Origin of the sequence: Exiguobacterium sp. s130 (assembly GCF_018619055.1) — a bacterium.
GTDB lineage: Bacteria > Bacillota > Bacilli > Exiguobacteriales > Exiguobacteriaceae > Exiguobacterium_A.
Map to the genome: position 1 here is coordinate 142153 of NZ_JACSNI010000004.1, position 23666 is coordinate 165818.

Sequence of the window (23666 nt, forward strand, 5' to 3'; positions counted from 1 at the left end):
ACCGCATCTTTTATTTTTTAATTCAGAACAGGAGTGGACTTATGAAACGGATTTTTATTGGCGCAGTACTGGCTTCTCTCGTTGTCTCACAAGCAATTGGACCAGTCGAAACAAAAAGTAAATCGAAAAAGAAACCTGTCGTGCAAGTCGATCAAGACAAAAATGGTATTCCGGACGCTTGGCAAAAACAATATCATTTAGGATATGGCAAACACGTCGCAACAAAAGATCACGATCGCGACGGTTTGACGAATGCACAGGAATATCAACTTCGTCTCAACCCAACCAAATCGGATTCCGATCGTGATGGAATCAAGGATGGGAAAGAGGATTCGGACCGCGACTCCCTTACGAATCAACAAGAATACACAGCGCATCTGAATCCATTGAAAAAGGATTCTGATCAAGATGGTATTTACGATGATAAAGAAGACCAAGATCAGGATCGATTAACGACACGCGAAGAGTTCATCGTCGGTACGAAACCACTGACAAAAGATTCAGATCGCGATGGCATCAAAGATAACGAAGAGGACCGCGATCAAGATACACTTTTGAATGAAGACGAATTCGAGCTCGGTTCTGATCCGACAAAAGCAGACAGCGATCATGATGGGACACGGGATGATCAGGAAGACACGGATCAAGACGGCGTTCAAAATAATCAAGAACTCAAACGGATCATGATCCAAGTAACGGATACGAACAAAAAAAGTTCGAGTGGTGCTACAGTAATGAACACCAACGGAAAGAACTCCGTTTTAAAGATGAGATTGGCATCACTGATGTCGCGACGTTAAAAGACCGCCTTCTCGTCACGCCATCGATGACGGAAGAGGAATTATTAACGTTCGTAGCTCAGGCACTTCAATTGCCAAACATTAAAACATTACAAGTCCAAGTCAAGTTCTACAATGGACAAGAGCTTGAATCGGAAGATGAACACGCGGATGACGATGGTGCATCGGATGATTCTGGGGATGAAGGCGATGACGATTCCGATGATCATGGCGATGATCATGGTGGTCACGGTGATGATGATTGATCCTCAATACACAAAGAGAGAACGGAAAATTCTGCTCTCTCTTTTTTCATACTCCTATTAATGATGGTGACCGCTACTTCCACCAGCGGGTTTTGCTCCACCTTGTAAGATTTTTAAATCCTGCGCCGACAGTTTTCCGACGATGAATTGCCGTGTCGGCATGATCATCGCACCTTCACTGCTCGCATGCGCTTTGACATAATACAAGCCGGATTTCGGTAATGTCTTCGCAATCGTGTAGACACCCGGCTTCGTCTCTTCTGCCGGTTCCATACTATAGCGGACTGTTCCGTCTGCTTTCCAGATTTCGAAGTGGACATAGTCGACTTTTTGAGCCGGTTTCGCTTCACGCCAAACCGTCGCTTCGAACGTTTGCTTTTTCTTTGCGTCCGGTTGTACGTCTTTTGGGATATTCATTTTGATCGATAACGGATGAACGACTGCGTACTGCTCCGCCGCATCAGAATCAACGGCGCAGCCGGCAAGACTCGTCATCATGACGAGCAGTCCACCAAGCACGAATGTTTGCATCGATTTACGCATTGAAGAACCTCCTTACACTCGGAATACGACGAATGACGAGGAAATCGAATAACCAGACGACGAGCAACGAGAGTCCGACAAGTGGGAAGACAATTCCCAGCACAACAAGCACAGCGAGGAATCCTTTCAACATGAATGCTTTCGGACCTTTTGGTGCCCCCATCCCCTTACTTGGTTTTCGCTTCAACCACAGATAGAAACCACTGACTGCTACGAGAATGATCCCAAGACAAATCAATAGGCTGATCAATTGGTTGAACCAGCCGAATTCCGTTCCTTTGTGAAGCGTGATTCCGGTCGCGACGATCTTCCCGACGACGCCATAATTATCATAGCGATAGTCAGCGAGGACGGCACCGGAATATTGATCGAGATGGATCGTTGCTTCATCCTGTGCCTTTGCGGGATACGCGGACAGGGTGTAGACTCCACTCGGATCACTCGGGATGCTGATTTTAAAGCTTGGGTCCATTCCCTGTTGCTTGCCGATCGCAACGATGTCATCGATCGAAGCCGGAACGGCTCCTTCGACTTTCGACTGAGGGACATCAAGTGTTTCAGCGGCCCACGGGACTTCTGCGATATCTTTCGTTTGAAGCGTTGACGTCGGTGCCTCCCCACCCCAGATGGACGGTGGATAGCCCAGTCCTTGGTTCGTGACGAGTGACTGGAAGTTCGTTCCCCAGAAACCGGACCATGGGAGACCTGTCAGGATGAGGAATAACATTCCTGCTGTAATCCAAAATGCAGGAACCGCGTGAAGATCACGACGGAATAACTTCTTACCTTGACGAAGACGCGGGAATAAAACACCTGACAGTCCCTTTTGCTTGCGTGGGAACCATAAGAATAATCCTGTCACGATCAAGACGATTGCCCAACAGGCAACGAGTTCGACAATCCGGTCACCGGTCGTTCCTGCCATCAGTTCTCCATGAATTTCTTCAATTTTGTTCATGATTCGATCGTCGTCCGATAATGTTCCGATGATTTTCCCGGAGTACGGATTGACGAAGACTGTCGCCGACATCTTAGGTGACGAGATGTTCACTTCACTGGATCGATCGTCCGATTCACCCGGTTGGTATGACGTAACGAGCGCGTCCGGATACTTCGCTTTGACGCGATTGATTTGTTCCGTCGCCGTGATGCGATCCGCTTTTGGTGTAACTTCATAATACGATTGATACAGGACGTTTTCGATTTGCGGCTTAAATAGATAGATCGACCCTGTCACGGCAAGCATGACGAGGAACGGTGCAAAAATGATACCAGCATAAAAGTGCCACCGCCAAATCGTCCGGTAAGCAGAAGAAGTCAGTGCTTTTTTGACCGTCTCTTCCGTCTGCATGAGATTCATATGTATCCTCCTTCGACAGAAAATATGTCCACTCTGTGAACACCTTTTAGTATAAGAGTTTACAATCCAGTTTCAGATAACTACCTGTGACGATAAATTGCCAATCCGGTGTGTAAATCAGGTGTCTTTTAAGAAGTGTTTATCGTCATTTTTTGACAATGATTTCACTTATTTTGCAGGTTACTTCTTATTTCAAAAAACTATCCTTATTCATAAAACCAAACTTTAACCTAAAAAGCGAATCCATTATCGGATTCGCCGTTTTATATGTGATTTACATCGAGGACTCTTCTTCTAACGCTTGCTTTTGACGATGATGATGGACGATTCCGATGACCGCTGCTCCAATGAGGATCAAGATGATTGATCCAATGACACCAGGATTCACCTGGAGCCAGTTCCATAGCTCCGACCACGTCACGGCTTCTCCGATCCGGACTATCAAAAAAGTCCAGAGTCCTGTATACACGCCTGCTGCTAAGAATGTCATTACTAAATAGCGCGGTAACGGATAACCGAGGAGTCCGGCGACATAATGAATCGGGTGTCTGACGCCGGGTAAGAAGAACGATAGTCCGATTGCCCATAATCCCCGTCGTTCAATGATCGTTTCTGCTCGTTCTAAGAAACGTGATTTCATCCAGCGTTTGACGAGCGGAATCTCACGGAAGAACCGAGCAAGTAGATAAAACCACGTAAAGGCGATGAAGAAGATCGGCCAAGCGGTCAGCCAGATGACGACCGGGTACATCCCCTCTCGTAATCGAAGTGCTGCAAAACTCATCATCAAGACATCGTCCGACAATGGGGTGAACATGATTCCGCCAGCCAGGCGGACGAGTGCCATGATATCCATCACGTATCCCTACTTTCTATTTCTCTCTATTTTCAGTATCCCCGATTTTTCTGAAGTTGAGCCCTATCCATTTCTTAAGTTCTTCTTTAGCTGTACTTTTTTGAGCAAAATAAATCGTCATCGATTTCGGAAAGCCTGTTACGTCATATGAATGGATTCAGCCCCTTTTCATAAAAAATCCTTTTCCCACATCGAGAAAAAAGGGTTTCCTCCATCCATTCGAGAAGGGGTGTAGCGTACATCTGAACGCTCATCTGATAGGAGGAATTTCCATGCTACATCGCCGGAAGACCTATACGATTCGTCCCGAACGCCTAGAAGAATTCACTGAGTTTTTCCATACCTATTTGTACCCGCTTCAAGTCAGTCATGGTGCCCGTCTTGTTGGGCGCTGGGTGACGGAGGCAGAAGATGAAGTCATCGCTATCTGGGAATACCGCGACCGTGAACATTACGAACAAGTCGATCGTGATGTCCGCAACAGTGCCTTACGTCGCGAAGCGATGAAGAAGCGCGCGCGCCTCGGCAAAAACCTCTATATCAAATCCTATGAAGATTTCATGACGTCGACTGGTACGTATGCTCCCCCTCGCGCGATCGTCAGCGTGACCGCGTACATCACGAACGATGCCGATGAAGTCTTGCTCGTCCGCAACCTCCACCGGGGTGATACGTATGAGATGCCGGGTGGACAAGTCGAAAATCACGAGTCGATTATTGACGCGATCAAACGGGAAGTTAAAGAAGAGACCGGTGTCGATGTCACGATTGACGGAATTACCGGTATCTATCAAAATGTCTCAAGTCATGTCCTTTGTGTCTGCTTCCGCGGAAAAGCGGTTGGCGGTGAACTTGCGACACAAGAAGGTGAAACGACGGATGTCGGCTTCTTCCCGCTGACACGTGACTCGCTGAGTGAATACATCAAACGGGAGCATTTCCAGTTACGGACGCTTGACGCGATGGATCCGCACTACTTCCCGCATGCCTTATATAAAGTCAGACCGTATGAGTTGATCAGCCGGTATGACGGCAATGCAACATCATCTTCACGATAAAACAAAAAATCCCCTTGCAGATTTTTCGCCGCAAGGGGATTTTTTCGGTTACGTTGTCAATCGAGCAGTGATTCCGGCATCATCGGTAACATAGACAGCATCTGCTTGATCTGTAACGGTATAAGCAGAAGACTTTAATGTCTCGATGGCTGCTTGAAGCGTCGCTTGATCCGGATAACGCAGCGTCCAGTAGACAAGTCCGACCGCATCTTCCGGATTCGTCGGTGCGTTGACTCCCGACCAGACGTTCAGACCGATATGATGATGGTAGCCGCCGGCAGCGACGAACAACGCACGCATCCGCGAAGCGTCAGCCGCAACCTCAAAGCCGAGCGTGTCGACATAAAAGGCCCGCGCCGCTTCGAGTGTCTTGACGTGGAAATGGACATGTCCCATGACCGTATCGCTTGGCATGCCGTACCAGTCTTCTTCTCCCGCTTCGACGAGCATGCTTTGCCAATCGACGGGATCCGTCGTCATCTTGACGTCTCCGTTTGCTTCGTACGTCCAGGTCTCACGTGGACGATCGGCATAAATTTCGATCCCATTCCCGTCTGGATCCGACAGATAAAACGCTTCACTGACGAGATGGTCACCTTGACCAATCTCGATTCCTTGTTCGATCAAATTCCGGATAACGAAGCCGAGTTCTTTTCGGTTCGGTAGCAAAATCGCAAAATGGTATAACCCGGCGACCGAGTTCGGTGGGAAACGGCGGGCATTCGGGTGGACTTCAAGTTCAACGAGTGGTGTATCTTGTGCACCAAGCACCGTCAACTGATCGGTTTGCGTCAGCACGCGTAATCCGAGTGACGTTGTATAAAATGAAATCGAACGATCGAGGTCCGTGATTCGCAAGCGAACGGGACCGAGTGTGATTTGTGGATGAATCGACATGGTGTTTCCTCCTTCAATGAAATAGCTCGTACCCCTATTATTACGCGGAAGCGATCGAAGCGGAAGTAGGCACGAATAAGTGGTATAGTATCCTAAACGATACCATGAAGGAGGAAGACTGATGGAAGAGACACCAAGCTGTCGGGTCGAAACAGCGCTCGAAATCTTGACCGGAAAATGGAAGCCGTCGATTTTACTCGTCTTAATCACACACGGAACGCTTCGCTTCAGTGAATTGAAACGACAATTGCCGAACATTACGCAAAAGATGCTGACGGCTCAACTGCGTGAACTCGAACTGAACGATATCGTCCATCGCGAGATTTATCAAGAAGTCCCACCCCGCGTCGAATACTCACTGACGGATTATGGTCGGACACTCATTCCAGTTCTTGACGCCATCAATGCATGGGGGGAACAACATGTCCTTCATCTTGAACAGAAAGAAAAACTCGCTTCCGCTTCTCAATGAGAAATCCATTTCGATGCGATTTCTTATTTTTCATGGAAAAACCTGTCTATTATCACGTATACTGACGTAATAGACTTCTGTTTTTCGGAAAGGAATGAGTCCTCATGCATCAACTTCATGCGATCGAGCAACTCGTTGCTCGACTCAAACAAGATCCTGCAGTCGAAGCCATCTTCTTGAAAGGATCCTTCGGGCGGGGAGAAGAAGATGTTCATTCAGACATCGATCTGTACTGTCTCGTCTCAGAAGAACGTCAAACAAAATTCTTATCGCGTCGTTTGTCCCACCTTTCTGCCTATCGTTCAATCATCTGGAAAGATGAGATTGATATCATCGCCCCACAAATGATCGTCGTCTATGATGATCTGCTACATATTGATTTGTTTACGGTGACGCTCGATTCGCTGAATCATAAGGATCAATTGCGTGTCTTGTATGATCCACAAGAACAGTTGACGGACTTTACCGATACATGTGACTTAACGCTTTCTGCTCAAGAAGCGACCGATGAAGCAATCGATGCTGTCTGGTTCTTGTTCCAATATAAAAAAGCAGCAGCACGGGGAAATGACTTATGGGCAGTCGAGATGCTCCGTAGCGCCTTGATCAAGTTCGCAAAAGTATTACTCCATCATCATGTTCCTGAACGAGCGCAACTCGGATTAAAGACGATTCCGACGACATTGCCAGACCATCCACGCTTTGCGCTTGAAGCAATCTATGACGTTTTGACACCCGCAACGCACGCTGAAGCGGCTCAACGTTATCTAGCGTGTCTAGAGACTGAACGGAACGCACTCGACCAGACGCTTGCCGCTCATCCGGAGACGCTTGCTTTACTCGATCGATTAACGCCTGAACTCTCGATCCAACAATCAGGACGGTAACAAGAAGGGGCTGACTCAAAAATCAGTTTCCACAAAGATAAGGGTGGCAGAATGATGATCTGCCACCCTTATCTCGTAACAAAAAGAATGACGCGTTTCACGCCACTCCTACAGGAAAAGCGCATTTATGCGCTGTGAGAGACAAACAAGACCCGCTTTCCTGCTTAAATGAAGCAGGAAAACTGGCTTGTGTCTCGCCTGAGGAAAGGGCGTGAAAAGACGCGTCATTCTTTTATTGAGTCTCTTCTATGGTCACTCATTACTGTGTCAATTGAATCTCTTTTGATTGTCCACCTGCCCAGCCAAAGCCAGACGAGACTTCAAGCATCGGATTTTTCACCTGTTTCGGTAATTCGAAGACGATGTTGCCAGTTTTCTTGATATTCGGGTTGATCGTCTCCAATAAGAAGCCCATTCCGTCTTCATTCGCATAAAGATCAAGCTCCGTATCGGCTGAGTATTCCGTATCGCCGACGTTAACTTTAAACATGTTGCTGTCGACGAAGCGCTCTTCCTTATCTCCGTTTAGAATCGTCAGACCGATGACCAAGAATTGTCCTGATGTCTTCTTCTCGCCAAGGACATTCGATAGCGTATCGACCATCTTGACGTCATTGACGACGTACGTCAGTTTACCGACTTTCACCTTATCATTAATCCCGTACGTTTTCTTGACCGGCTTTGCGGCTGCCTTTGCTTTCACTGGTTTTGCTTCTGATTGAACTGCTTCTTGTTGAACTTCTACTTTTTTCTCCGGTGCTGCTTGTTCTTCATCATCCCCTAAATTTCCGAGAATAACTGCTCCGATTACGATGATTCCTGCCCACTTCAATCCTTTTTTCATGTTACTTCCTCCTTTTAATTTGGCTGACTCACGTCTGATAGCTCTAGTATAGGAAGAAGCAACCCTTTAACCTTCACACTTTTTTAACCAGGTTATTTTTTGTTTTAGGTATGAAAAATAGATTGACAGGACACAAAAAAGAACGCTGATTTCAGCGCTCTTTTCTCCTTATTCTCCTTTGACCCGGATGACGATTTTTCCTTTCGCATGCCCTTCTTCGCCATAATCGTGTGCTTCCTTGATCTGGTCGAGATCAAAGATTCGATCGACGACAGGCTGCAATTCGCCTCGCTCGACGGCTTTAGCGATATGTTGCAAACGCTCACCGGTCGGTTGCATGAAGACATAGGCCGAACGGGCATTGTGTTGTTTCGCTTGCTCTTCATCGGGTGGTGTGGAAATCGAAACAAGCATGCCATTTGGTTTCAGCATCTGATAGAGCTCCCCTTGCTTGTCTCCGCCCATCGTATCGAATACAAAATCGACGTCCCGGACACGGTCGGCTGGATTTTCTTGTTTGTAGTCGATGACTTCGTCGGCTCCAAGCGATTTTACCCAGTCGACATTTTTCGTACTTGTTGACGTGATGACGTACAACCCGTTCGCTTTCGCAAGTTGGATCGCAACCGTTCCGACGCCCCCTGATCCGGCACCAATAAAGATCCGATCACCTGGCTTCGCATCCATCACTTCGAACATGACCTGCCACGCTGTATGCGAGACGAGCGGAAGGGACGCTGCTTCTGCGAAACTGAGCGATTCTGGTTTTTTCACAACTAAATGCGCATCAACTGCGACATACTCCGCATAGGTCCCTTGACGAGCGATTTCTGGACGACTGAAGACGGCGTCCCCGACTTGAAGATCCGAGACGTTTTCTCCGACTTCCTGAATCACTCCTGCAACGTCCCAACCGATAACGAGCGGCATTTCGTAGCTCAGCATCTGACGCAAGTACCCCTCTCGTAACTTCCAGTCGACCGGATTTACGCTCGCGGCATAGACTTCAATTAAAACATCATCTGGTCCGATGACCGGCTTTTCCAGTTCTCCGATCTTAAATTGTTCCGATCCACCATACTGTTCAATGTAAGCTGCTTTCATCCGTTGACTCCTCCTTCGATAATCATTCCCTATCTTCTTCCCCGTCCGTTCCACCAACAAACAGTCTGAGGATAGACAACAGCTCCTCACTGATCAATGAGGAGCTGTTTCGTTAACGATTCGTTTGCTGAAGGGTGGACGCCGTCTCGTTCAAGGCATGAATCGCCTGTTGCAGTTCCATGATCTGTCCGACTTGATGACGTGTCAGACCTGATAATGACTCACTTTGCGCGAGCAAGGCATTCATGAACGTGTCGAGTTGACTGGTTGCTGTCGTGATAGCAGTAAGACTACTTGTCATCGTCGCGAACTGAGTCTGCGCCGACTGGATCGAACCAACGACTTCCGTTGTATCCGTCTCAATCGTCTGTAGCGCCAATTGACTCTCTGCCATCCGTTCTTCTTGTTCACGTAGCAGTGTTGTGCTCGCATGAATCGAGTTTCCGGTTTGCGTAACGTCCTGCTCAACACGTTCGATGATCGAATTGATTTCCTTCGACGCTTCTGCCGTCTGTGATGATAGATTACGAATTTCTTGCGCAACGACCGTAAAACCTTTTCCGAACTCGCCCGCACGAGCCGCTTCGATCGACGCGTTAAGACTAAGCAGGTTCGTTTGCGTCGCAATCGCATTAATAGTCGACGTGATAGCGACGATTTCCTGGAAACGCCCAGCAAGCTGTCCGAACGACGTGACCGACTCATCCATGCTCGTCGTTAATTGGTGCAGGGATTGTCCAGCAAGACCGATCGTCTGTCTGCTTTGTTCAGCTGTCGTCCGTGATGAGGAGCTTCGCTTGAGGGCACGGTCGACCGATACCGTCACTTCCTCCATCCGATTGACTTGTTGTTCGTTCAATTGACGGATTTCACGAATCGCTTGAACGCTACCTGCTGCTTCACTTGCTAACTGTTGCATCGCTAAATCGACCTGACTGAACGAATCCTTCGCCGCGTCGACCGTTTCACTCATTTCTTCTGTGAACGTCGTCACTTCCGTTGCGGTTGCTGCCGTTTGTTTCAGGGCAATTTGTGATGTTGTTGCGTATGCTTCCGACCGTTCTTGTTCTTTTCGGACGGTTAGCATGATGTTCCGTCCAAAAACAGCAACGAAGACAGCCGCTGAGAAAATCATCAAGTAAATGACGTACGCGACGATCAAATCGAACGTATTCGTAAAGACAATCGTTCCAAGCACTGTGAATACTGCCATTTCAACCAATCCAAGGATTCCGGCGAGAATGACCAGACGCGGAATCAAATAGACGATTGAAATCGTCAAATAAAGGTAAGCAATCGTCCAGATACTTGGGGACGGTAATGTCGTCAAAACCAAGGCGAGGACGAGATACGTTAATGTCACTTGAACATATTTCCCGCTCGGACGATGTCCGAGGAGGCGGTTGCCGACAAGCAACGCGACCGTCAAGATCAGACCACCGACTAAAAATTGATAAAACACACTGATCGGAACGTAATTCATTTGGGCAAATAAGAAAATCAATGGGTGCGCAATCGTAATCAACGTTGCAATCAGGCGGGACAAAATCTTTGTACTTTGTTGCTCGAGGGCAGATACCATCTTGTTCAAACTCCTTCATCATAGTAAACTCATACAATTGTTCATCGGCAGAATGAATTCAATCGTTAAGTTCCTCGGATGACTTTTTTTCTTGACGCTTTCTTGAGAGCGGGAGTACGTTTAACGTAGACTTTTTTTTAGAAAAGAGGATTCCTATGCTCTATGTACTCGTAGGTCTCGCAGGTATTCTCGGTGCCTTTGCACGTTATGGACTCGGACTGCTGATTGGCGACTTTACAGTCGGTCCTTTCCCGTGGCCCACGCTTGCGATCAACTTGATCGGTAGCTTTCTGCTCGGCTATGCGACACATTTTTTATTTCGAACGAAACTCTTGCATCAATATGTGATCACTGCCATCGGAACAGGCTTCATCGGCTCATTTACGACGTTTTCGACATTTAGCGTCGAGACCGTGACGTTACTCAACGAACGTCATCTAGCGGATGCGCTTCTCTACGTGCTCGTCAGCTTATTTGGTGGTCTGTTCCTGTCTTATCTCGGTTACGCTCTTGGGACAAGACGACTGCGTTACGTGACGAAAGGACGTGACTGAATGACATTACTCGCCCTCGCCATCGGTGCTTTTTGTGGTGCTATCAGTCGCTTTGCTGTCAGTCAATGGATGAAGACGTTTTGGAAACATGAATTTCCACTAGCGACGTTCCTGATTAACGTAATCGGTTCGTTTTTGCTTGGTCTCGTCATCGGTGCGCATCTGGATACGACATGGACGTTACTCTTAGGTACCGGTTTCCTTGGATCATTTACAACGTTCTCAACGTTCAAAATCGAGACGTTGCAGTTATTTCAGGACGGAAATCGTAAAGTACTTACCCTCTATCTCATCTCAAGCTACGGTTTCGGAATTCTTGCAGCTTTCCTTGGAATCACACTTACAGCTTGAACAAAACAAGAGGCGACGGAAAATCCGTCGCCTCTTGTCGTATCCGTTTTAATTTAATCATTCATCCAGAATAGACCAACCGTCTCTGCTCCGGCATGCGTCCCGATTGCTGGTCCGAACGTGCCCTCGAGAATCGTCAAATCCGGGAACTTCGCTGCGACTTGCTGCCGCAGTTCCGCTGCCATTTCCGGTGCCATCGTCGTCGCGACATAAATCCGGTTCTTATAGAACGTGTGCTGACGCATCGATTCATCGATTTGTTTAACCATTTCGATGTAAGCTTTCTTTAAAGAACGTGCTTTTTTGAATGGTACGATTTTTCCTGCTTCATCCGTCGTGATGATCGGTTTGATGCTGAGTAGGTTCGCAAGGAACAAGTCACCGGATGAGACACGTCCACCCCGGCGCATCGTTTCCATATTACCGACGATCATATAGAAATGGGTCTTTTTCGTCAACGCTTGTAAGGCTGCGACGATTTCCTCGACGGATTTCCCCTGTGCCGCGAGCTCCATCCCGTAACGAATGAACTCTTGTTGGTTCTCAAACGCTGTATGCGAGTCGATGATATGAACCGGGAAACTGGCTGCTTCCGCTGCTGATGCTGAACTTTGGACGGTACTTGAGAGCCCATTCGTACAGTGCACTGCAATGGCACAGTCATAGCCTTCTTCTTTCAGACGTTCATATGTTCCAACGAACTCCCCAAAGATCGGTTGTGAAGTTTTTGCAATCAGCTTTTTGTCCGCATCCAGGGCACGAAACAGACGCTCGACCGTAATGGCATTCTCTTGATACGCCGTATCACCAAGTAAAATTTGAATCGGCACGACATTGACGCCGATCGCTTCCGCCTCTTCCTTCGTGAAATAGGCCATACTATCAGTCACCCATGCAATTTTAGTCATTTTCCTTAGCCTCCGTTAGATTCTTCTTGCTCTATCCTACCATATACAGGAGTGGAAATCGCAAGATACCTCATGACATCATCTGAAAATGAAACGATGTACGCTTATGATAGTGCTCACCGGCACGCAAGACGACGGAAGGGAAATCTGGTTGATTGATCGCATCCGGCAGCCCTTGTGTCTCAAAACAGATGCCCAGGTACGGCGTTGCCCGTCTTCCACAAATCGTGAACTCGCCTGACAAGTGATTGGCCGTGTAGACGACGACCCCCGGTTGGTCGGTTACGACCCGTAACCGCCGCCCGCTGATTGGTTCGTCAAGAACGATTTCCCCACCTTCTCTAAGCAGGAAGGGATGATCCACCCCGCTACCCGCTTGACGAAGTTGTTCGTCTGGTGCGTGTGTGACTTCATGTAGAAAACGGGCATCGAGAAAATCAAAAACGGTGTCTGTTACCGGGAGAATGTCACCGGTCGGTACGGCATCTTTCGTCAACGGAATATAAAAAGGGGCGTCCATTCGCAGGACGTGCTGTTCGATTGTCGTCTTCGCCTCACCCGTCAAATTGAAGTACGTATGATTCGTCGGACTGAACGGTGTCGAGGCCGTCGTCTCCGCTTCATAATGAACATGCAGGACGTTCTCGTCTGTCCATTCGAAGGTCAACTCAAACGATAAGTGACCTGGGTAGCCGTTCTCTCCATTCGGACTATCTAATCGTAGGACAAGTCGGTCATCGTTGATTTCGTGCGTGAACATCCGGTTCGCCCAATTCTCGCTTCCCCCGTGAAGATGATGCTCGCCTTCATTTTGTTCAAGTACATACGTCATTCCTTCGAGCGCGAACGCTCCGTTCGCGATTCGTCCTCCGACACGTCCGATCGTTGCGCCTAAATGGTGTGGATCATCCTGGTATTCTGACAGGTCATCAAATGCGAGTACGACGTTTTCAATCATCCCTTGCTGATCTGGAACCCGTATCGCAAGAATTTTTGCGCCTCGGTTCAAGATATCGACACTATGTCCATGAACATTCTCTAACGTGAACCGTAACAAGTACTGATCTTCTAGTTGACCCACTTCTGTTGTCGTAATCATCATCTGCTTCCTCCTGTACAATACGTTTTGCTGTTTTCCTATTTACCCTTGAAGCAACACAAAAAAACAACAGTAGCAAAGTGCCACTGTCGTCAAGGCGATGGAAAAGGTAGCCGGACTTCGATTCGTGTTCCTTGATGGATAATGGAATAGACGCGTAGTGACGCAGCCGGACCATATGTCACCTCCAGTGCGCGTCGAATCAAGAACAGATTCGAATCACCTGATTCTTTTTGATCCAGTTGTTGCATCACAGCAAACGGCATTCCTTGCCCATTGTCTGCGACTTCGATGACCCAACCCGTCGTCGACTTAAAGGCGCGGACATCAATCCGGTGATGCCGTCCTGCCTTTACGAACGCGTGACGTAGTGCATTATCGACAAGCTGTGTCACTAGGAACGGGAAAACGAAGTATTCCTCAACGGAAGTCTCGATGTCGAGATCGACCGTGATATCAGCGGATGTCAATTGATTCGGACGGCGGCGTGTACCTTCGAGCGATAGATAAGCTTTTAGCGTCGCTAGTTCCTCACGCAGTGGATGTTCATCGTGCCGCGTCGCTGTCGTCAAAAGTTGAAGCAACGCATTCAGTTGATGTTTTACAGGAGTTCCGGGATCGGCTGTCCGCTGAATTTCTTCGATGATGCCTTTGAGATAACTGACGTGTAACATAGGTTTCATCTTTCTACCGCTTAATCGGAGCAACTGCTCTTCTCGGTGCATGTATAACTCTCGCGCTAATAAACGGACAAGTTGTTCCGTCATTCGCTCGACCGTATCGTCAAATAGATCTTTCGAGAAATAACAGATGACACCCGCCTTTTGACCGTTGATGCGTATTGGATGAAAGCTTAGAATCTGTCCCGTCAGTTCATCTTCCTGTCGGACGGGTTCTTCTGCCTCGATCCATTGTTGTTCCTCACGTCTCGGTTGTTCGCCACAGACAGCAGGTTGCTGTTCCGTCATATCGATGACGACTTCCGTCGCTCCGAGCAAGACGACACGTTGCATTTTCGTCTCCTTTAATAATGTCGCTCCGATTTGTCGGGCGACTTCTGACGTCAACCCCTGCTTTCGTAAGGGTTGCAACGCTTGTAATAACCGATCAGAACGCTCCGTTTGTCGGACGAAGAGATCACCTTCGAGTCGAAGTTGCGTTCGTAAAATCATGATAAACAGTATGACACCACATGTGTTCGCAAATAATAGCGGAAACACCGCATGACTGATTAAATCAAGCGCCTGCGTCGTGTCTGGAGCCAGCAACAACGTGATTCCACTTTCAAAGAACAATGCGACTAAGACGATGCCGACTGGTGGAATCAAGGCATAGTCATCCCGTAAGCGCCAACGTTTCCGGTACCATCCACTCACGAGCCCAGCTATCATCGCAATGATCCAACCTGCTTCTGCCCCTAGAGAACCGAGTAAATAGCGGTGCAACCCGACTAGACATCCTGTGATCCCACCGACGATTGGTCCACCGATCAGACCACTCGTCACGATGACTGCTAAACGTGTATCAAGTAATAAAGCATCCTTTTTGACGGATAACCCGAGTAACGGATCGATCGTTGTATCATTCGAAAGCACGATTCCCGCATAGTTCATTAAAATACCAGATGATACGAATGCTAAAAGAAGTGGTACATTCATCCCGCGGTCCATCTTGAATATGTATCGAGAAATGCGCCACTGGGACAATAGAAAGGCTAACAGTGCTAACATACCTAAACGACTCAGTAAGAATGGAATCTGATCAAGCACGGAATACCTCCTCGTTTCATAGGACGCGAATCGACAATACGGTAGTTGTAGATTACATTCCCGCTCACTCCACCATTCTCCTATCATGACCGCTGAAAGTTCACACAATCCGCAAGTTCTTGATTTTTTGACTGATGTGATATAAAAAAATCGGCTCCTCGATGAGGAACCGACCATCTTATCCTTCTGCTTCTACTTGTTCAGCTGGATGCAACCAAATCTTGACGCGATTGATTTGATAGTTCTCCATCTCCGTTACTTCAACCGAAAAATCTGGTGTATCGATGTGCTCACCGGGCTGAAGATCAATGTTGTGCATCTGAATCCAGCCGCCGATCGTATCCACATCCTCGACGTTCGTAAATCGAATGTTGAAACGTTCTTCTAAATCCACGAGTAATACAGTACCGTCCAGTAAAAATTCGTCGGATTTGATTTGTTCGATTTCTTCGACTTCATCTGCATCGAATTCATCACGGATTTCGCCGACGATTTCTTCGAGTAAGTCTTCCATCGAGACGAGTCCTGCTGTTCCACCATATTCATCGACGACGAGTACGAGATGTGTCCGGGTCCGTTTCATCTTCCGCAATGTGTCCTGAAGTGATGTTACTTCGGAGACGACCGGTAGTTCCTTGACGTAATGTGTCACCGGATGTTCGTTCCCGTTCGCAAAATCCGTCAAGACTTCCTTGACGTTGACGTATCCAAGAATCCGGTCTTTATCGTTCTCTTCTGTGACCGGATAACGCGTATACGGATTGTCCATGAAGATTTCCATCAGTTCGTTCTTCGTCAAACGTTCCGAGATCGTCTCCATCCGCATCCGTGGAACCATTAAGTCTTTGACAATATGCTCGTCAAAGGCGAAGACGTTCTGCATGAGAGCAAGTTCTGTCTGATTGATTTCACCACTTTGGAAACTTTGTGCCATGATGATTTTTAATTCATCTTCTGAGTGGGCTTGTTCATGTCCTGCTGGTTTGACACCGAACAGACCAAGGAACAGGCGTGCTGAACCGTTGAGTAACCAGATGAACGGATACATGATCTTCCCGAACACATACAGCGGACGAGCAAATAACAATGTCATGCGTTCTGCATACTGAATCGCGAGTGTCTTCGGAGCAAGTTCGCCGATGACGACGTGTAAGAACGTTACGGATACAAATGCGATACCAAACGACAAGAGTGTCGAAACAGCAGCAGAGATCCCGAAGTCATCGAAGACCGGATGCAAGATCTTTTCGACTGTCGGTTCTCCAAGTGCCCCGAGACCAAGTGCTGTGACGGTAATACCGAGCTGACAGGCAGACAAGTAATAATCAAGATCACCGGCGATTTTTTTCGCAAGGACCGCACTTTTATTGCCTTCCTGGATCATCTGATCCAAACGCGACATCCGCACTTTGACGACAGCGAATTCCGATCCGACGAAGAACGCCGTCAACACGATCAACAACACCACTAAAAATAAATTGATGAATAATATAGTATCCAAAATCCCCTAAACAGGGGTCACCTCCATTGTTTTGTATTAAAGCTGTGCAATCAGAGAAGCAATCAATGTCAGACGTCGGGACAGTTCTAAGCGAATCGCTTGTTTTTCGACTTCCGTCGACTGCAACAAACGTTGCTCGAGTCCTTCAACCGTCGTCTGTAATTGTTGTACTTCCTGATAAATCGTCTCTCCTGTTTTTTGTTCTCGTTCCGTAAAAGAAGCAAGAATCTCTTGCAGGGAAAGCCGTTGAGACTTCAAATATTCAATCTTTTCGATTTGATGAATGACAGATTCGTCATACAAACGGTAACCCGATGCAGTACGCTCTGATGTTAAGAGACCGAGTGATGTGTAATAATCGATCGTTCGTTTTGATAAGCCGGTGGTCTCCGCGACCTGACCGATTCGAAGTAACGCCTTCCCAAAAGATTCTCACCTCCTTTCCATAGTTAGTCCTTTTATTTTATCATGTCAAAACCGTACAGTAAAACGTCATGCTTTTAATAAAAAAACGATTACTCCCGTTGATACGAGAATAATCGTTTATACACTTCTAATTTTAAACGGTGGCAATTGGCTCTTCGACCGCTATACCAACGATCGACCGTTCTAATAATTCGACGACATCATACGTGGCGACCGCTTCATCCACTTCCTTCGCCTTCGTACCGTCACTAAGCATCGTCAAACAGTACGGACATGCTGACCCGATGACGGATGGTTGGACGGTCAACAATTGTTCCGTCCGCGCGACGTTGACACGTGCACCAACTTTTTCTTCTTGCCACATCATGCCGCCACCAGCACCACAACACATGCCTTTTTCTCGGTTACGTTCTGTCTCGACGAGTGTGATGCCTGGAATCTTCTCGAGAATATAACGCGGTGCGTCGTAAATATCATTGTATCGACCGAGGTAACACGAATCGTGATAGACGACCCGCTCTTTGACTTCATGTAACGGTGTAATGCGTTTCTCATCAATCAGACGAGCGAGCAATTCGGTATGATGATAGACTTCGACATCCAGACTGAGTCCGAAGTCTGGGTACTCATTTTTGAATGTATTGTAGGCATGCGGATCAATCGTGACGATCTTTTTGACGCCATACTTCTCAAATGATTTGATGTTTGCTTCCGCGAGTTCTTGGAACAAGACTTCGTTACCGATTCGACGTGGTGTATCGCCTGAGTTCTTCTCATCGTTTCCGAGAATCGCAAACGAGATATCTGCCTCGTTCAGAATACGGGCAAACGCCATCGCGATTTTTTGACTCCGGTTATCGTACGATCCCATCGCCCCGACCCAGAACAGGTACTCGAACTCTTCGCCTGCTTTCTTCTTTTCTTTCGCTGTCGGAACGACGAGTTCATCACGGTTTTTCCGCCAGTTTTCGCGCTCTTTTCGGTTCATCCCCCATGGATTACCTTGACGTTCGATGTTTGCCATCGTCCGCTGCATTTCCGGATCCATCTTGCCTTCCATCATGACGAGATGGCGACGAAGGTCGATGATTTTATCAACATGTTCGTTCATGACCGGACACTGATCCTCACAGTTTCGGCACGTCGTACACGCCCAAATTTCTTCTTCCGTAATGACGTTCCCAATCAATGAATCCGGGACGATATCCATCTGCCCGGCTGCTGCGAGCGAGGCAATCTGATTTCCTTGCGATCCTTCGAACGCAAAAGCAGGTGCCCATGGTGAACGTTGTGTGATGGCTGCCGTTTTCATATTAAGATGGTCCCGTAATTTAACGATCAAATCCATCGGTGACAACATCTTCCCAGTTCCGCTTGCTGGGCACATGTTCGTACAGCGACCGCACTCGACGCAGGCATATAGATCAACGAGTTGCTTTTGATTGAAATCTTCAATCCGATTGACCCCGAAGCTGAATTCCGCTTCGTCGTCTTCTGCTTCTTCCATGACGGATAGATCAATCGGTGCCAAACGACCAACCTTCGATGTCCGACCGAGCCAGACGTTTGCTGTACCGGCAATCAAGTGCGCATGCTTACCTTGTGGGATGTAGACCATGAAGCTAAGTAAGAACAAAAGATGCGCCCACCAGAAGAAGACGAATAATCCGAAAGCGACCGATTCCGGTACCCAGCCGAATAAGAACGCAATGCTTGAAGCGACGGGTTCACCGAGCGTCGAGTGGTTCTCATAGACAAGGAAGAATCCGTTTCCGAAGAGGACGGCAACCATCAAGCCACCGATGAAGATCAAGGCAAGACCTGCTAAGAAATTTCGCTTCAGACGGACGAGCTTCTCGACATACCGGCGATAAAAACCCCAGACGACGGCAATCAAGATGACGAGCATGACGATTTCTTGAAAGAATGTAAAAAATGGATAAAGTGGACCGAGCGGGACATGCGGAAAACGCTGACCGACGGCAAGTCCTTTCCAGATAAAATCAATCGCTCCGAATTGAACGAGTAAGAATCCATAGAACATCATGACGTGGATGGCGCCACTTTTCTTATCTTTTAATAGTTTCTTTTGACCAAAGACGTTAACTAAAACTGCGTCTAGTCGTTCTTTATTCGTCAGCGTCCATTCCGCCTTTTTCCCCCGTTTAATGGCGGCGTAACGACTTTTGACAAGTGATGTGAACAGATAGCCTGCATAACCGATGACGAGTAGGAAGGCAATCCAGTTGATGATTAAAAATGTATTCATGTTCGAACAAACCCCTTTCCCCCTAAAGCAGTTGTGTTGAAATGAGTATAGCATATAATGAATGGCTATTCATTCATAAATTTTTAAATAAATTCTCTTTCGATTGATTGGCTCAATATGATTTAAAAAATGAGTTGAATCTATTAAAAGTAAATTGTCACGTGCGATTGTTCGATAGACATGCTTAGCAAGATTTCCTTCGTCTAATAGGACATTCTAAGCAAAAAGAACGGATACATTCCTTCATAAGGATGATCCGTTCTTTTGCTTACCACTTCATCTCTTCAAACATATAATAACCTTTGTGTTGTTCTGTTAAGTATGTATATAACGGAAGACGGACATCCTCACTTGTGATGTACTCCGTTAGCTCCCTTTGATTGATCCACTTCGTCTCGCTAATTTCTTCATCAGGATCATTCGGATCGAGTACTCCGCTCACCTCGCAATCAAAATAAGTGACGAGACTGTGCGCTTGATAAGTTGGCATGAAGTTCTCCGTCAAGAAGGCAAACGACGATGATGTGACTGCCAAGCCAGTCTCTTCAGCAACCTCACGACGAAGTGCTTGCTCGAGTGTCTCCCCAGCTTCAATCTGTCCACCGGGTAAGCTCCACCGATTGTCCTGACCCGATTGATTGTTGACAATGAGCAGTTGATCGCCCTTCCGGATGATCGCGACGATGATTCGATAGAGTGGATACATGACGCTTCCTCCTAAAAAGACCATCTTGTCTAATACAAGATGGTCCACTGATTGTTTATTCTAGACCGAGCGACTGTGGCAGACGGACTGCACGTGCGAAGGCATTTTTATAATCCTTTTTTGCGACTAACTTTTCGACTTCACGGATCGCTGGATGCTGTTCGTCTGCGAACGCACCAAGGATCGTCAAGTAACGCTCATATACTTGGTCGTCTTCCTGACGTGCTTTCAAAAGCGCTGTATACAGCATGACGGTATCTTCACCGTATAAGACAGGTAATTCTTCATTGATTAAAAGTAGCGTATCGATTGACTCCGGATCGACCTTCGGATTGTATTCCGTGATGACCTGCTCTGCGAGTCCTTCGAGTTGATCACGCCATTCGTTGTAGCGCGGCTCATCGTTCTCGAGCCACTCGAACCATTCCTCTTCCAACATCTGTTCCATTTGACGTACTGTTTGTTCAAATGCCATTCGTCTCACTCCGTTTCCAAGTTAAATCAATCGTATACGTACCGACTGCTTGTCCATTCATTTTTAATGTATAGCGAAACTTCATCTGCTGCGGTTTCATCTCAATCGTCTCCGTGTCTGTCTCCATCAACATTTGACCGAACTGACTGCCATACTGGCTTTTTGTCGTCTCTTTTAAAATGAAAACATGATGCATCGCAACAGGACCTTTGCGATTCAAGGCGATCTGGTCTTTTGACCATTTGATCGTCGTATCAATCGGTTGTTCATCCGGTTGAACGAATTTCACGGCAAAACCGTCCTTTGTTTCGAACAACGTGCCGTCCGCCTCAAGTTCGACCGATTCACGCATCGGACCATCTTCAATCGTCGTCACCTGTCGTAATGACACCGAGTACTTTACTGGTTTCACTTCTATCACCTCATCGTTTAGCGTACACGATTTTTTCATCTGATGCATCTTCTGCTTACGCGCAACAAAAAAACGGATTCGATGTACATCGAATCCGTTCCAGATTGTAGACAAATGGACTGACTCAAAAAATGACGCACCTTTTCACGCCCTTTCCTCAGGCGAGACACAAGCCAGTTTTCCCGCTCCATTCGAGCAGGAAAACGGGTCTTGTTTGTCTCTGACAGCGTAAAATTGCGCTTTTTCCTGTAGGAGTGGCGTGTAACGTGTCATTTTCTTTATACCCGGAAGGAGAATCAGAAAAGCGTTTTGTTCACTCGACATCGCTTCCTAGGGAAAAACAAGCAAGAGCGACCCTGCAGCGAAGCGAAGCGGCGCGATGCTTGTCCCAGGAAAACGATGCGAGACGAACAAAAAAAAGCGCAATCCTTCTCGTTAGAGAACAATTGCACTTATCTTCAGTCTCAAACAGATTCGATGTACTTCGAATCCGTTCAAAACATATTAGCGCACACGGTACAGACGAGCTTCGAATGGACGAAGTTCCAGTTCTGTTCCTTCGTGGTGCATCGTCGGATAGTTGCCAAGCAACATATTATCCGAATGCAAGATGATATCCGTATCGATTTCTGCTGTTTCGCCTTTTAAGTTCGTAACGATCAAGAACTGTTCGTCACCAAGCGTCCGTGTATAGGCATAGACTCTCGTATCTTCCGGTAAGATGAGATCATACGCACCATAAATCAATGTCTCTTCCATCTTACGGATTTGAATCATTCGTTTATAGAAGTTCAAAATCGAGTCTTCGTCTTGTTCTTGTGACGCGACATTGATATCCGCGTAGTTCGGGTTAACACCGAACCATGGGGATTGATTCGAGAAGCCACCATTTTGCTCATTCGTCCATTGCATCGGTGTGCGTGAGTTATCGCGGGACGAGTTCCAGATGACTTCCATGATTTCCTCATGTGTCTTCCCAGAAGCGAGTTGCATCTCATACATGTTTTTCGTCGCGACGTCATCATAATCCGAGATGTCCGGAAACTGAACGTTCGTCATCCCGATTTCCTGACCTTGATAGATGAACGGTGTGCCTTGCATGAAGAAATACATCATCGCAAGCGACTTCGCGCTCTCTTTCCAGTACTGTTCCTCGTCACCCCAAAGGGAGACCGAACGAACCTTATCGTGGTTTTCGAGGTACAACGCATTCCAACCGGTCGCTTCAAGTCCTTTTTGCCACTTCGTCAGCACTTGTTTCAGTTTGACGACGTCGACGCCTTTTTCCGCGTCGGCACGCCAGAGATCCATGTGTTCGAACTGGAATACCATGTTCATCTTGCCGTTCTCTTCTCCGACCCATAGATCTGCTTCTTCCGGCGAGACGCCGTTTGCTTCTCCGACAGTCATGATGTCGTATTTCGAGAATGTCTCATCCTTTAGCTCTTCAAGATACGCATGGATACCTTCGACGTTCATATGCATATCGAATGAAGGGACATACGGCATACCGAGCGGGTTCGGGAGATCGGCGAAGGATTGATCCTTGTTGATGTGACTGATCGCATCGATTCGGAAACCATCGATGCCTTTATCGAGCCACCAGTTGATCATTGTATAGACCGCTTGACGCATATCGCGGTTTTGCCAGTTCAAGTCTGGCTGACGACGGGAGAAGACGTGCAGGAAGTATTGCTCCGTCTTCTCGTCATATTCCCATGCTGATCCACCGAAGATACTTTCCCAGTTGTTCGGTTCTCCTCCATTGATCGCATCTTTCCAGATGTACCAATCGCGTTTCTCGTTGTCTTTTGACGAACGCGATTCAAGGAACCATGGATGTTCATCAGATGTGTGGTTGACGACGAGATCAAGTAACACTTTGATGTCTCGTTTATGCGCTTCTTCCATTAAGAGATCGAAGTCTGCCATTGTTCCGAACTCATCCATAATGTCTTCATAGTCACTGATATCATATCCGTTATCATCGTTCGGTGACTTGAACATCGGACAAATCCATAAAACGTCGACGCCAAGATCCTTCAAGTAATCCAGTTTTGCGATGATACCCGGAATATCGCCGATTCCATCGTTATTTGCGTCATAAAAGCTGCGTGGATAGATTTGGTATGCTACTGCTTCTTTCCACCAAGCTCGTGTAATTGTTTGTTGGGCCGTCTCAGGGCGCGGTATCATTTGTGTCATGTGTTAGAAATCCTCTCGTAGGTGAGTCATTAGTAGGAGTTTGGTATATTTGTTAGTCCTTCATTTTGTTTTGCGCAACCGATTGCGCAAACCCTTTACTTTTATCTTATCAAATCCACTTTTAAAGTCAATGTCTCGAGGATGATTTCACCATTTCACATCAATGGGGACCACTCTTCGTTTACATCGAATATTTCAGTTGAATTTACATTACATTTACTGAATAATCCTACACTGTTTATCGGTCGATTTCTACCTTTTTGCATAACCTTTCCTTTTCGAAGTGAATCTTTTTTTATTCGTTCGGGTATACCCTAACCAATGCACGTAAAAAAGGGGGATT

24 protein-coding genes are annotated in these 23666 nt (G+C 47.1%); 7 read left to right on the top strand and 17 right to left on the bottom strand.

Features of this window, described 5'->3' with window-relative positions:
• The first annotated feature begins 41 nt into the window (after positions 1 to 41).
• The gene (locus HZS85_RS11780; RefSeq protein ID WP_214856171.1) at positions 42 to 800 is read left to right on the top strand and encodes an MSCRAMM family adhesin SdrC; all 759 of its coding nucleotides are present in this window, start codon (positions 42 to 44) and stop codon (positions 798 to 800) included.
• A 26-nt stretch (positions 801 to 826) separates the two neighbouring features.
• Entirely contained in the window at positions 827 to 1045 is a 219-nt protein-coding gene (locus HZS85_RS11785; protein WP_214856172.1) for a hypothetical protein, read from the top strand.
• A 57-nt stretch (positions 1046 to 1102) separates the two neighbouring features.
• Here HZS85_RS11785 and HZS85_RS11790 read toward each other — a convergent pair whose 3' ends face one another.
• From HZS85_RS11790 to HZS85_RS11800, 3 genes are all read right to left on the bottom strand, one after another.
• Entirely contained in the window at positions 1103 to 1588 is a 486-nt protein-coding gene (locus HZS85_RS11790) for a FixH family protein (protein ID WP_214856174.1), read from the bottom strand.
• Complete coding sequence (locus tag HZS85_RS11795) at positions 1581 to 2948, bottom strand: PepSY-associated TM helix domain-containing protein (protein WP_214856176.1); 1368 nt, start codon at positions 2946 to 2948, stop codon at positions 1581 to 1583. Before HZS85_RS11795 ends, HZS85_RS11790 begins: the two co-directional genes overlap by 8 nt.
• 274 nt (positions 2949 to 3222) lie before the next feature.
• Positions 3223 to 3804, bottom strand: coding sequence for a DedA family protein (locus HZS85_RS11800; protein ID WP_214856178.1), 582 nt, complete (start codon positions 3802 to 3804; stop codon positions 3223 to 3225).
• 272 nt (positions 3805 to 4076) lie between these two features.
• Here HZS85_RS11800 and HZS85_RS11805 point away from each other — a divergent pair, with 272 nt between their 5' ends.
• Entirely contained in the window at positions 4077 to 4862 is a 786-nt protein-coding gene (locus HZS85_RS11805) for an NUDIX domain-containing protein (RefSeq protein ID WP_214856180.1), read from the top strand.
• Between the two features lie 48 nt (positions 4863 to 4910).
• Here the strand turns inward: HZS85_RS11805 and HZS85_RS11810 are convergent, their stop codons facing one another.
• On the bottom strand, positions 4911 to 5759 hold the full coding sequence (locus HZS85_RS11810; protein WP_214856182.1) for a VOC family protein: 849 nt from the start codon (positions 5757 to 5759) through the stop codon (positions 4911 to 4913).
• A 121-nt stretch (positions 5760 to 5880) separates the two neighbouring features.
• Here HZS85_RS11810 and HZS85_RS11815 point away from each other — a divergent pair, with 121 nt between their 5' ends.
• Both HZS85_RS11815 and HZS85_RS11820 read left to right on the top strand, forming a co-directional pair.
• Positions 5881 to 6231, top strand: a complete 351-nt coding sequence (locus HZS85_RS11815) for a winged helix-turn-helix transcriptional regulator (protein ID WP_058265500.1) — start codon at positions 5881 to 5883, stop codon at positions 6229 to 6231.
• Between the two features lie 104 nt (positions 6232 to 6335).
• Complete coding sequence (locus HZS85_RS11820; RefSeq protein ID WP_214856184.1) at positions 6336 to 7118, top strand: nucleotidyltransferase domain-containing protein; 783 nt, start codon at positions 6336 to 6338, stop codon at positions 7116 to 7118.
• Positions 7119 to 7377: 259 nt separating this feature from the next.
• Here HZS85_RS11820 and HZS85_RS11825 read toward each other — a convergent pair whose 3' ends face one another.
• The 3 genes from HZS85_RS11825 to HZS85_RS11835 all read right to left on the bottom strand — a co-directional run bounded on the left by HZS85_RS11825 (position 7378) and on the right by HZS85_RS11835 (position 10648).
• Positions 7378 to 7962, bottom strand: coding sequence for a DUF4352 domain-containing protein (locus HZS85_RS11825; RefSeq protein ID WP_214856186.1), 585 nt, complete (start codon positions 7960 to 7962; stop codon positions 7378 to 7380).
• Positions 7963 to 8130: 168 nt separating this feature from the next.
• Positions 8131 to 9066, bottom strand: coding sequence for an NADP-dependent oxidoreductase (locus tag HZS85_RS11830; protein ID WP_214856188.1), 936 nt, complete (start codon positions 9064 to 9066; stop codon positions 8131 to 8133).
• A gap of 112 nt (positions 9067 to 9178) precedes the next feature.
• Entirely contained in the window at positions 9179 to 10648 is a 1470-nt protein-coding gene (locus tag HZS85_RS11835; RefSeq protein WP_214856190.1) for a methyl-accepting chemotaxis protein, read from the bottom strand.
• 155 nt (positions 10649 to 10803) lie between these two features.
• On the opposite strand from HZS85_RS11835, the gene crcB (HZS85_RS11840) reads away from it, so the two are divergent.
• Together crcB (HZS85_RS11840) and crcB (HZS85_RS11845) are read left to right on the top strand one after the other, a co-directional pair.
• Positions 10804 to 11202, top strand: coding sequence for a fluoride efflux transporter CrcB (gene crcB / locus HZS85_RS11840; RefSeq protein ID WP_214856191.1), 399 nt, complete (start codon positions 10804 to 10806; stop codon positions 11200 to 11202).
• Positions 11203 to 11553 (top strand): fluoride efflux transporter CrcB, encoded by a 351-nt coding sequence (gene crcB / locus HZS85_RS11845; RefSeq protein WP_214729638.1) that lies wholly within the window; start codon positions 11203 to 11205, stop codon positions 11551 to 11553.
• A gap of 53 nt (positions 11554 to 11606) precedes the next feature.
• On the opposite strand, the gene HZS85_RS11850 is transcribed toward crcB (HZS85_RS11845), so the two are convergent.
• The 10 genes from HZS85_RS11850 to HZS85_RS11895 form a co-directional block, all read right to left on the bottom strand.
• On the bottom strand, positions 11607 to 12461 hold the full coding sequence (locus HZS85_RS11850; RefSeq protein ID WP_058265493.1) for a DegV family protein: 855 nt from the start codon (positions 12459 to 12461) through the stop codon (positions 11607 to 11609).
• Positions 12462 to 12531: 70 nt separating this feature from the next.
• On the bottom strand, positions 12532 to 13563 hold the full coding sequence (locus HZS85_RS11855; protein WP_251137968.1) for an aldose epimerase family protein: 1032 nt from the start codon (positions 13561 to 13563) through the stop codon (positions 12532 to 12534).
• Between the two features lie 89 nt (positions 13564 to 13652).
• Entirely contained in the window at positions 13653 to 15329 is a 1677-nt protein-coding gene (locus tag HZS85_RS11860; protein WP_214856192.1) for a LytS/YhcK type 5TM receptor domain-containing protein, read from the bottom strand.
• A gap of 178 nt (positions 15330 to 15507) precedes the next feature.
• Positions 15508 to 16830: a hemolysin family protein gene (locus HZS85_RS11865; protein ID WP_214856193.1), complete on the bottom strand. Its 1323-nt coding sequence runs from the start codon at positions 16828 to 16830 to the stop codon at positions 15508 to 15510.
• A 36-nt stretch (positions 16831 to 16866) separates the two neighbouring features.
• The gene (locus tag HZS85_RS16895; protein ID WP_035411297.1) at positions 16867 to 17235 is read right to left on the bottom strand and encodes a MerR family transcriptional regulator; all 369 of its coding nucleotides are present in this window, start codon (positions 17233 to 17235) and stop codon (positions 16867 to 16869) included.
• A gap of 154 nt (positions 17236 to 17389) precedes the next feature.
• Entirely contained in the window at positions 17390 to 19525 is a 2136-nt protein-coding gene (locus tag HZS85_RS11875; protein WP_214856194.1) for a (Fe-S)-binding protein, read from the bottom strand.
• 268 nt (positions 19526 to 19793) lie between these two features.
• Complete coding sequence (locus tag HZS85_RS11880; protein WP_056064029.1) at positions 19794 to 20231, bottom strand: NUDIX hydrolase; 438 nt, start codon at positions 20229 to 20231, stop codon at positions 19794 to 19796.
• A gap of 55 nt (positions 20232 to 20286) precedes the next feature.
• Positions 20287 to 20706 carry a hypothetical protein gene (locus tag HZS85_RS11885; RefSeq protein ID WP_050677289.1) on the bottom strand — a complete coding sequence of 140 codons (420 nt, stop codon included), beginning with the start codon at positions 20704 to 20706 and terminating at the stop codon, positions 20287 to 20289.
• Positions 20696 to 21118 carry a YwiB family protein gene (locus tag HZS85_RS11890; RefSeq protein WP_231496909.1) on the bottom strand — a complete coding sequence of 141 codons (423 nt, stop codon included), beginning with the start codon at positions 21116 to 21118 and terminating at the stop codon, positions 20696 to 20698. The genes HZS85_RS11885 and HZS85_RS11890 overlap by 11 nt, the downstream gene beginning before the upstream one ends.
• A gap of 504 nt (positions 21119 to 21622) precedes the next feature.
• A complete protein-coding gene (locus tag HZS85_RS11895; RefSeq protein WP_251137969.1) occupies positions 21623 to 23323 on the bottom strand; it encodes a glycoside hydrolase family 13 protein in 1701 nt (566 codons plus the stop codon).
• Positions 23324 to 23666: the final 343 nt, after the last annotated feature.

Coding starts and splice junctions, on each gene's coding strand:
- HZS85_RS11780 (WP_214856171.1), top strand. CDS start 42: ATGAAACGGATTTTTATTGGCGCAGTACTGGCTTCTCTCGTTGTCTCA.
- HZS85_RS11785 (WP_214856172.1), top strand. CDS start 827: ATGACGGAAGAGGAATTATTAACGTTCGTAGCTCAGGCACTTCAATTG.
- HZS85_RS11790 (WP_214856174.1), bottom strand. CDS start 1,588: ATGCGTAAATCGATGCAAACATTCGTGCTTGGTGGACTGCTCGTCATG.
- HZS85_RS11795 (WP_214856176.1), bottom strand. CDS start 2,948: ATGAATCTCATGCAGACGGAAGAGACGGTCAAAAAAGCACTGACTTCT.
- HZS85_RS11800 (WP_214856178.1), bottom strand. CDS start 3,804: ATGGATATCATGGCACTCGTCCGCCTGGCTGGCGGAATCATGTTCACC.
- HZS85_RS11805 (WP_214856180.1), top strand. CDS start 4,077: ATGCTACATCGCCGGAAGACCTATACGATTCGTCCCGAACGCCTAGAA.
- HZS85_RS11810 (WP_214856182.1), bottom strand. CDS start 5,759: ATGTCGATTCATCCACAAATCACACTCGGTCCCGTTCGCTTGCGAATC.
- HZS85_RS11815 (WP_058265500.1), top strand. CDS start 5,881: ATGGAAGAGACACCAAGCTGTCGGGTCGAAACAGCGCTCGAAATCTTG.
- HZS85_RS11820 (WP_214856184.1), top strand. CDS start 6,336: ATGCATCAACTTCATGCGATCGAGCAACTCGTTGCTCGACTCAAACAA.
- HZS85_RS11825 (WP_214856186.1), bottom strand. CDS start 7,962: ATGAAAAAAGGATTGAAGTGGGCAGGAATCATCGTAATCGGAGCAGTT.
- HZS85_RS11830 (WP_214856188.1), bottom strand. CDS start 9,066: ATGAAAGCAGCTTACATTGAACAGTATGGTGGATCGGAACAATTTAAG.
- HZS85_RS11835 (WP_214856190.1), bottom strand. CDS start 10,648: ATGGTATCTGCCCTCGAGCAACAAAGTACAAAGATTTTGTCCCGCCTG.
- crcB (WP_214856191.1), top strand. CDS start 10,804: ATGCTCTATGTACTCGTAGGTCTCGCAGGTATTCTCGGTGCCTTTGCA.
- crcB (WP_214729638.1), top strand. CDS start 11,203: ATGACATTACTCGCCCTCGCCATCGGTGCTTTTTGTGGTGCTATCAGT.
- HZS85_RS11850 (WP_058265493.1), bottom strand. CDS start 12,461: ATGACTAAAATTGCATGGGTGACTGATAGTATGGCCTATTTCACGAAG.
- HZS85_RS11855 (WP_251137968.1), bottom strand. CDS start 13,563: ATGATGATTACGACAACAGAAGTGGGTCAACTAGAAGATCAGTACTTG.
- HZS85_RS11875 (WP_214856194.1), bottom strand. CDS start 19,525: ATGAATACATTTTTAATCATCAACTGGATTGCCTTCCTACTCGTCATC.
- HZS85_RS11880 (WP_056064029.1), bottom strand. CDS start 20,231: ATGTATCCACTCTATCGAATCATCGTCGCGATCATCCGGAAGGGCGAT.
- HZS85_RS11885 (WP_050677289.1), bottom strand. CDS start 20,706: ATGGCATTTGAACAAACAGTACGTCAAATGGAACAGATGTTGGAAGAG.
- HZS85_RS11895 (WP_251137969.1), bottom strand. CDS start 23,323: ATGACACAAATGATACCGCGCCCTGAGACGGCCCAACAAACAATTACA.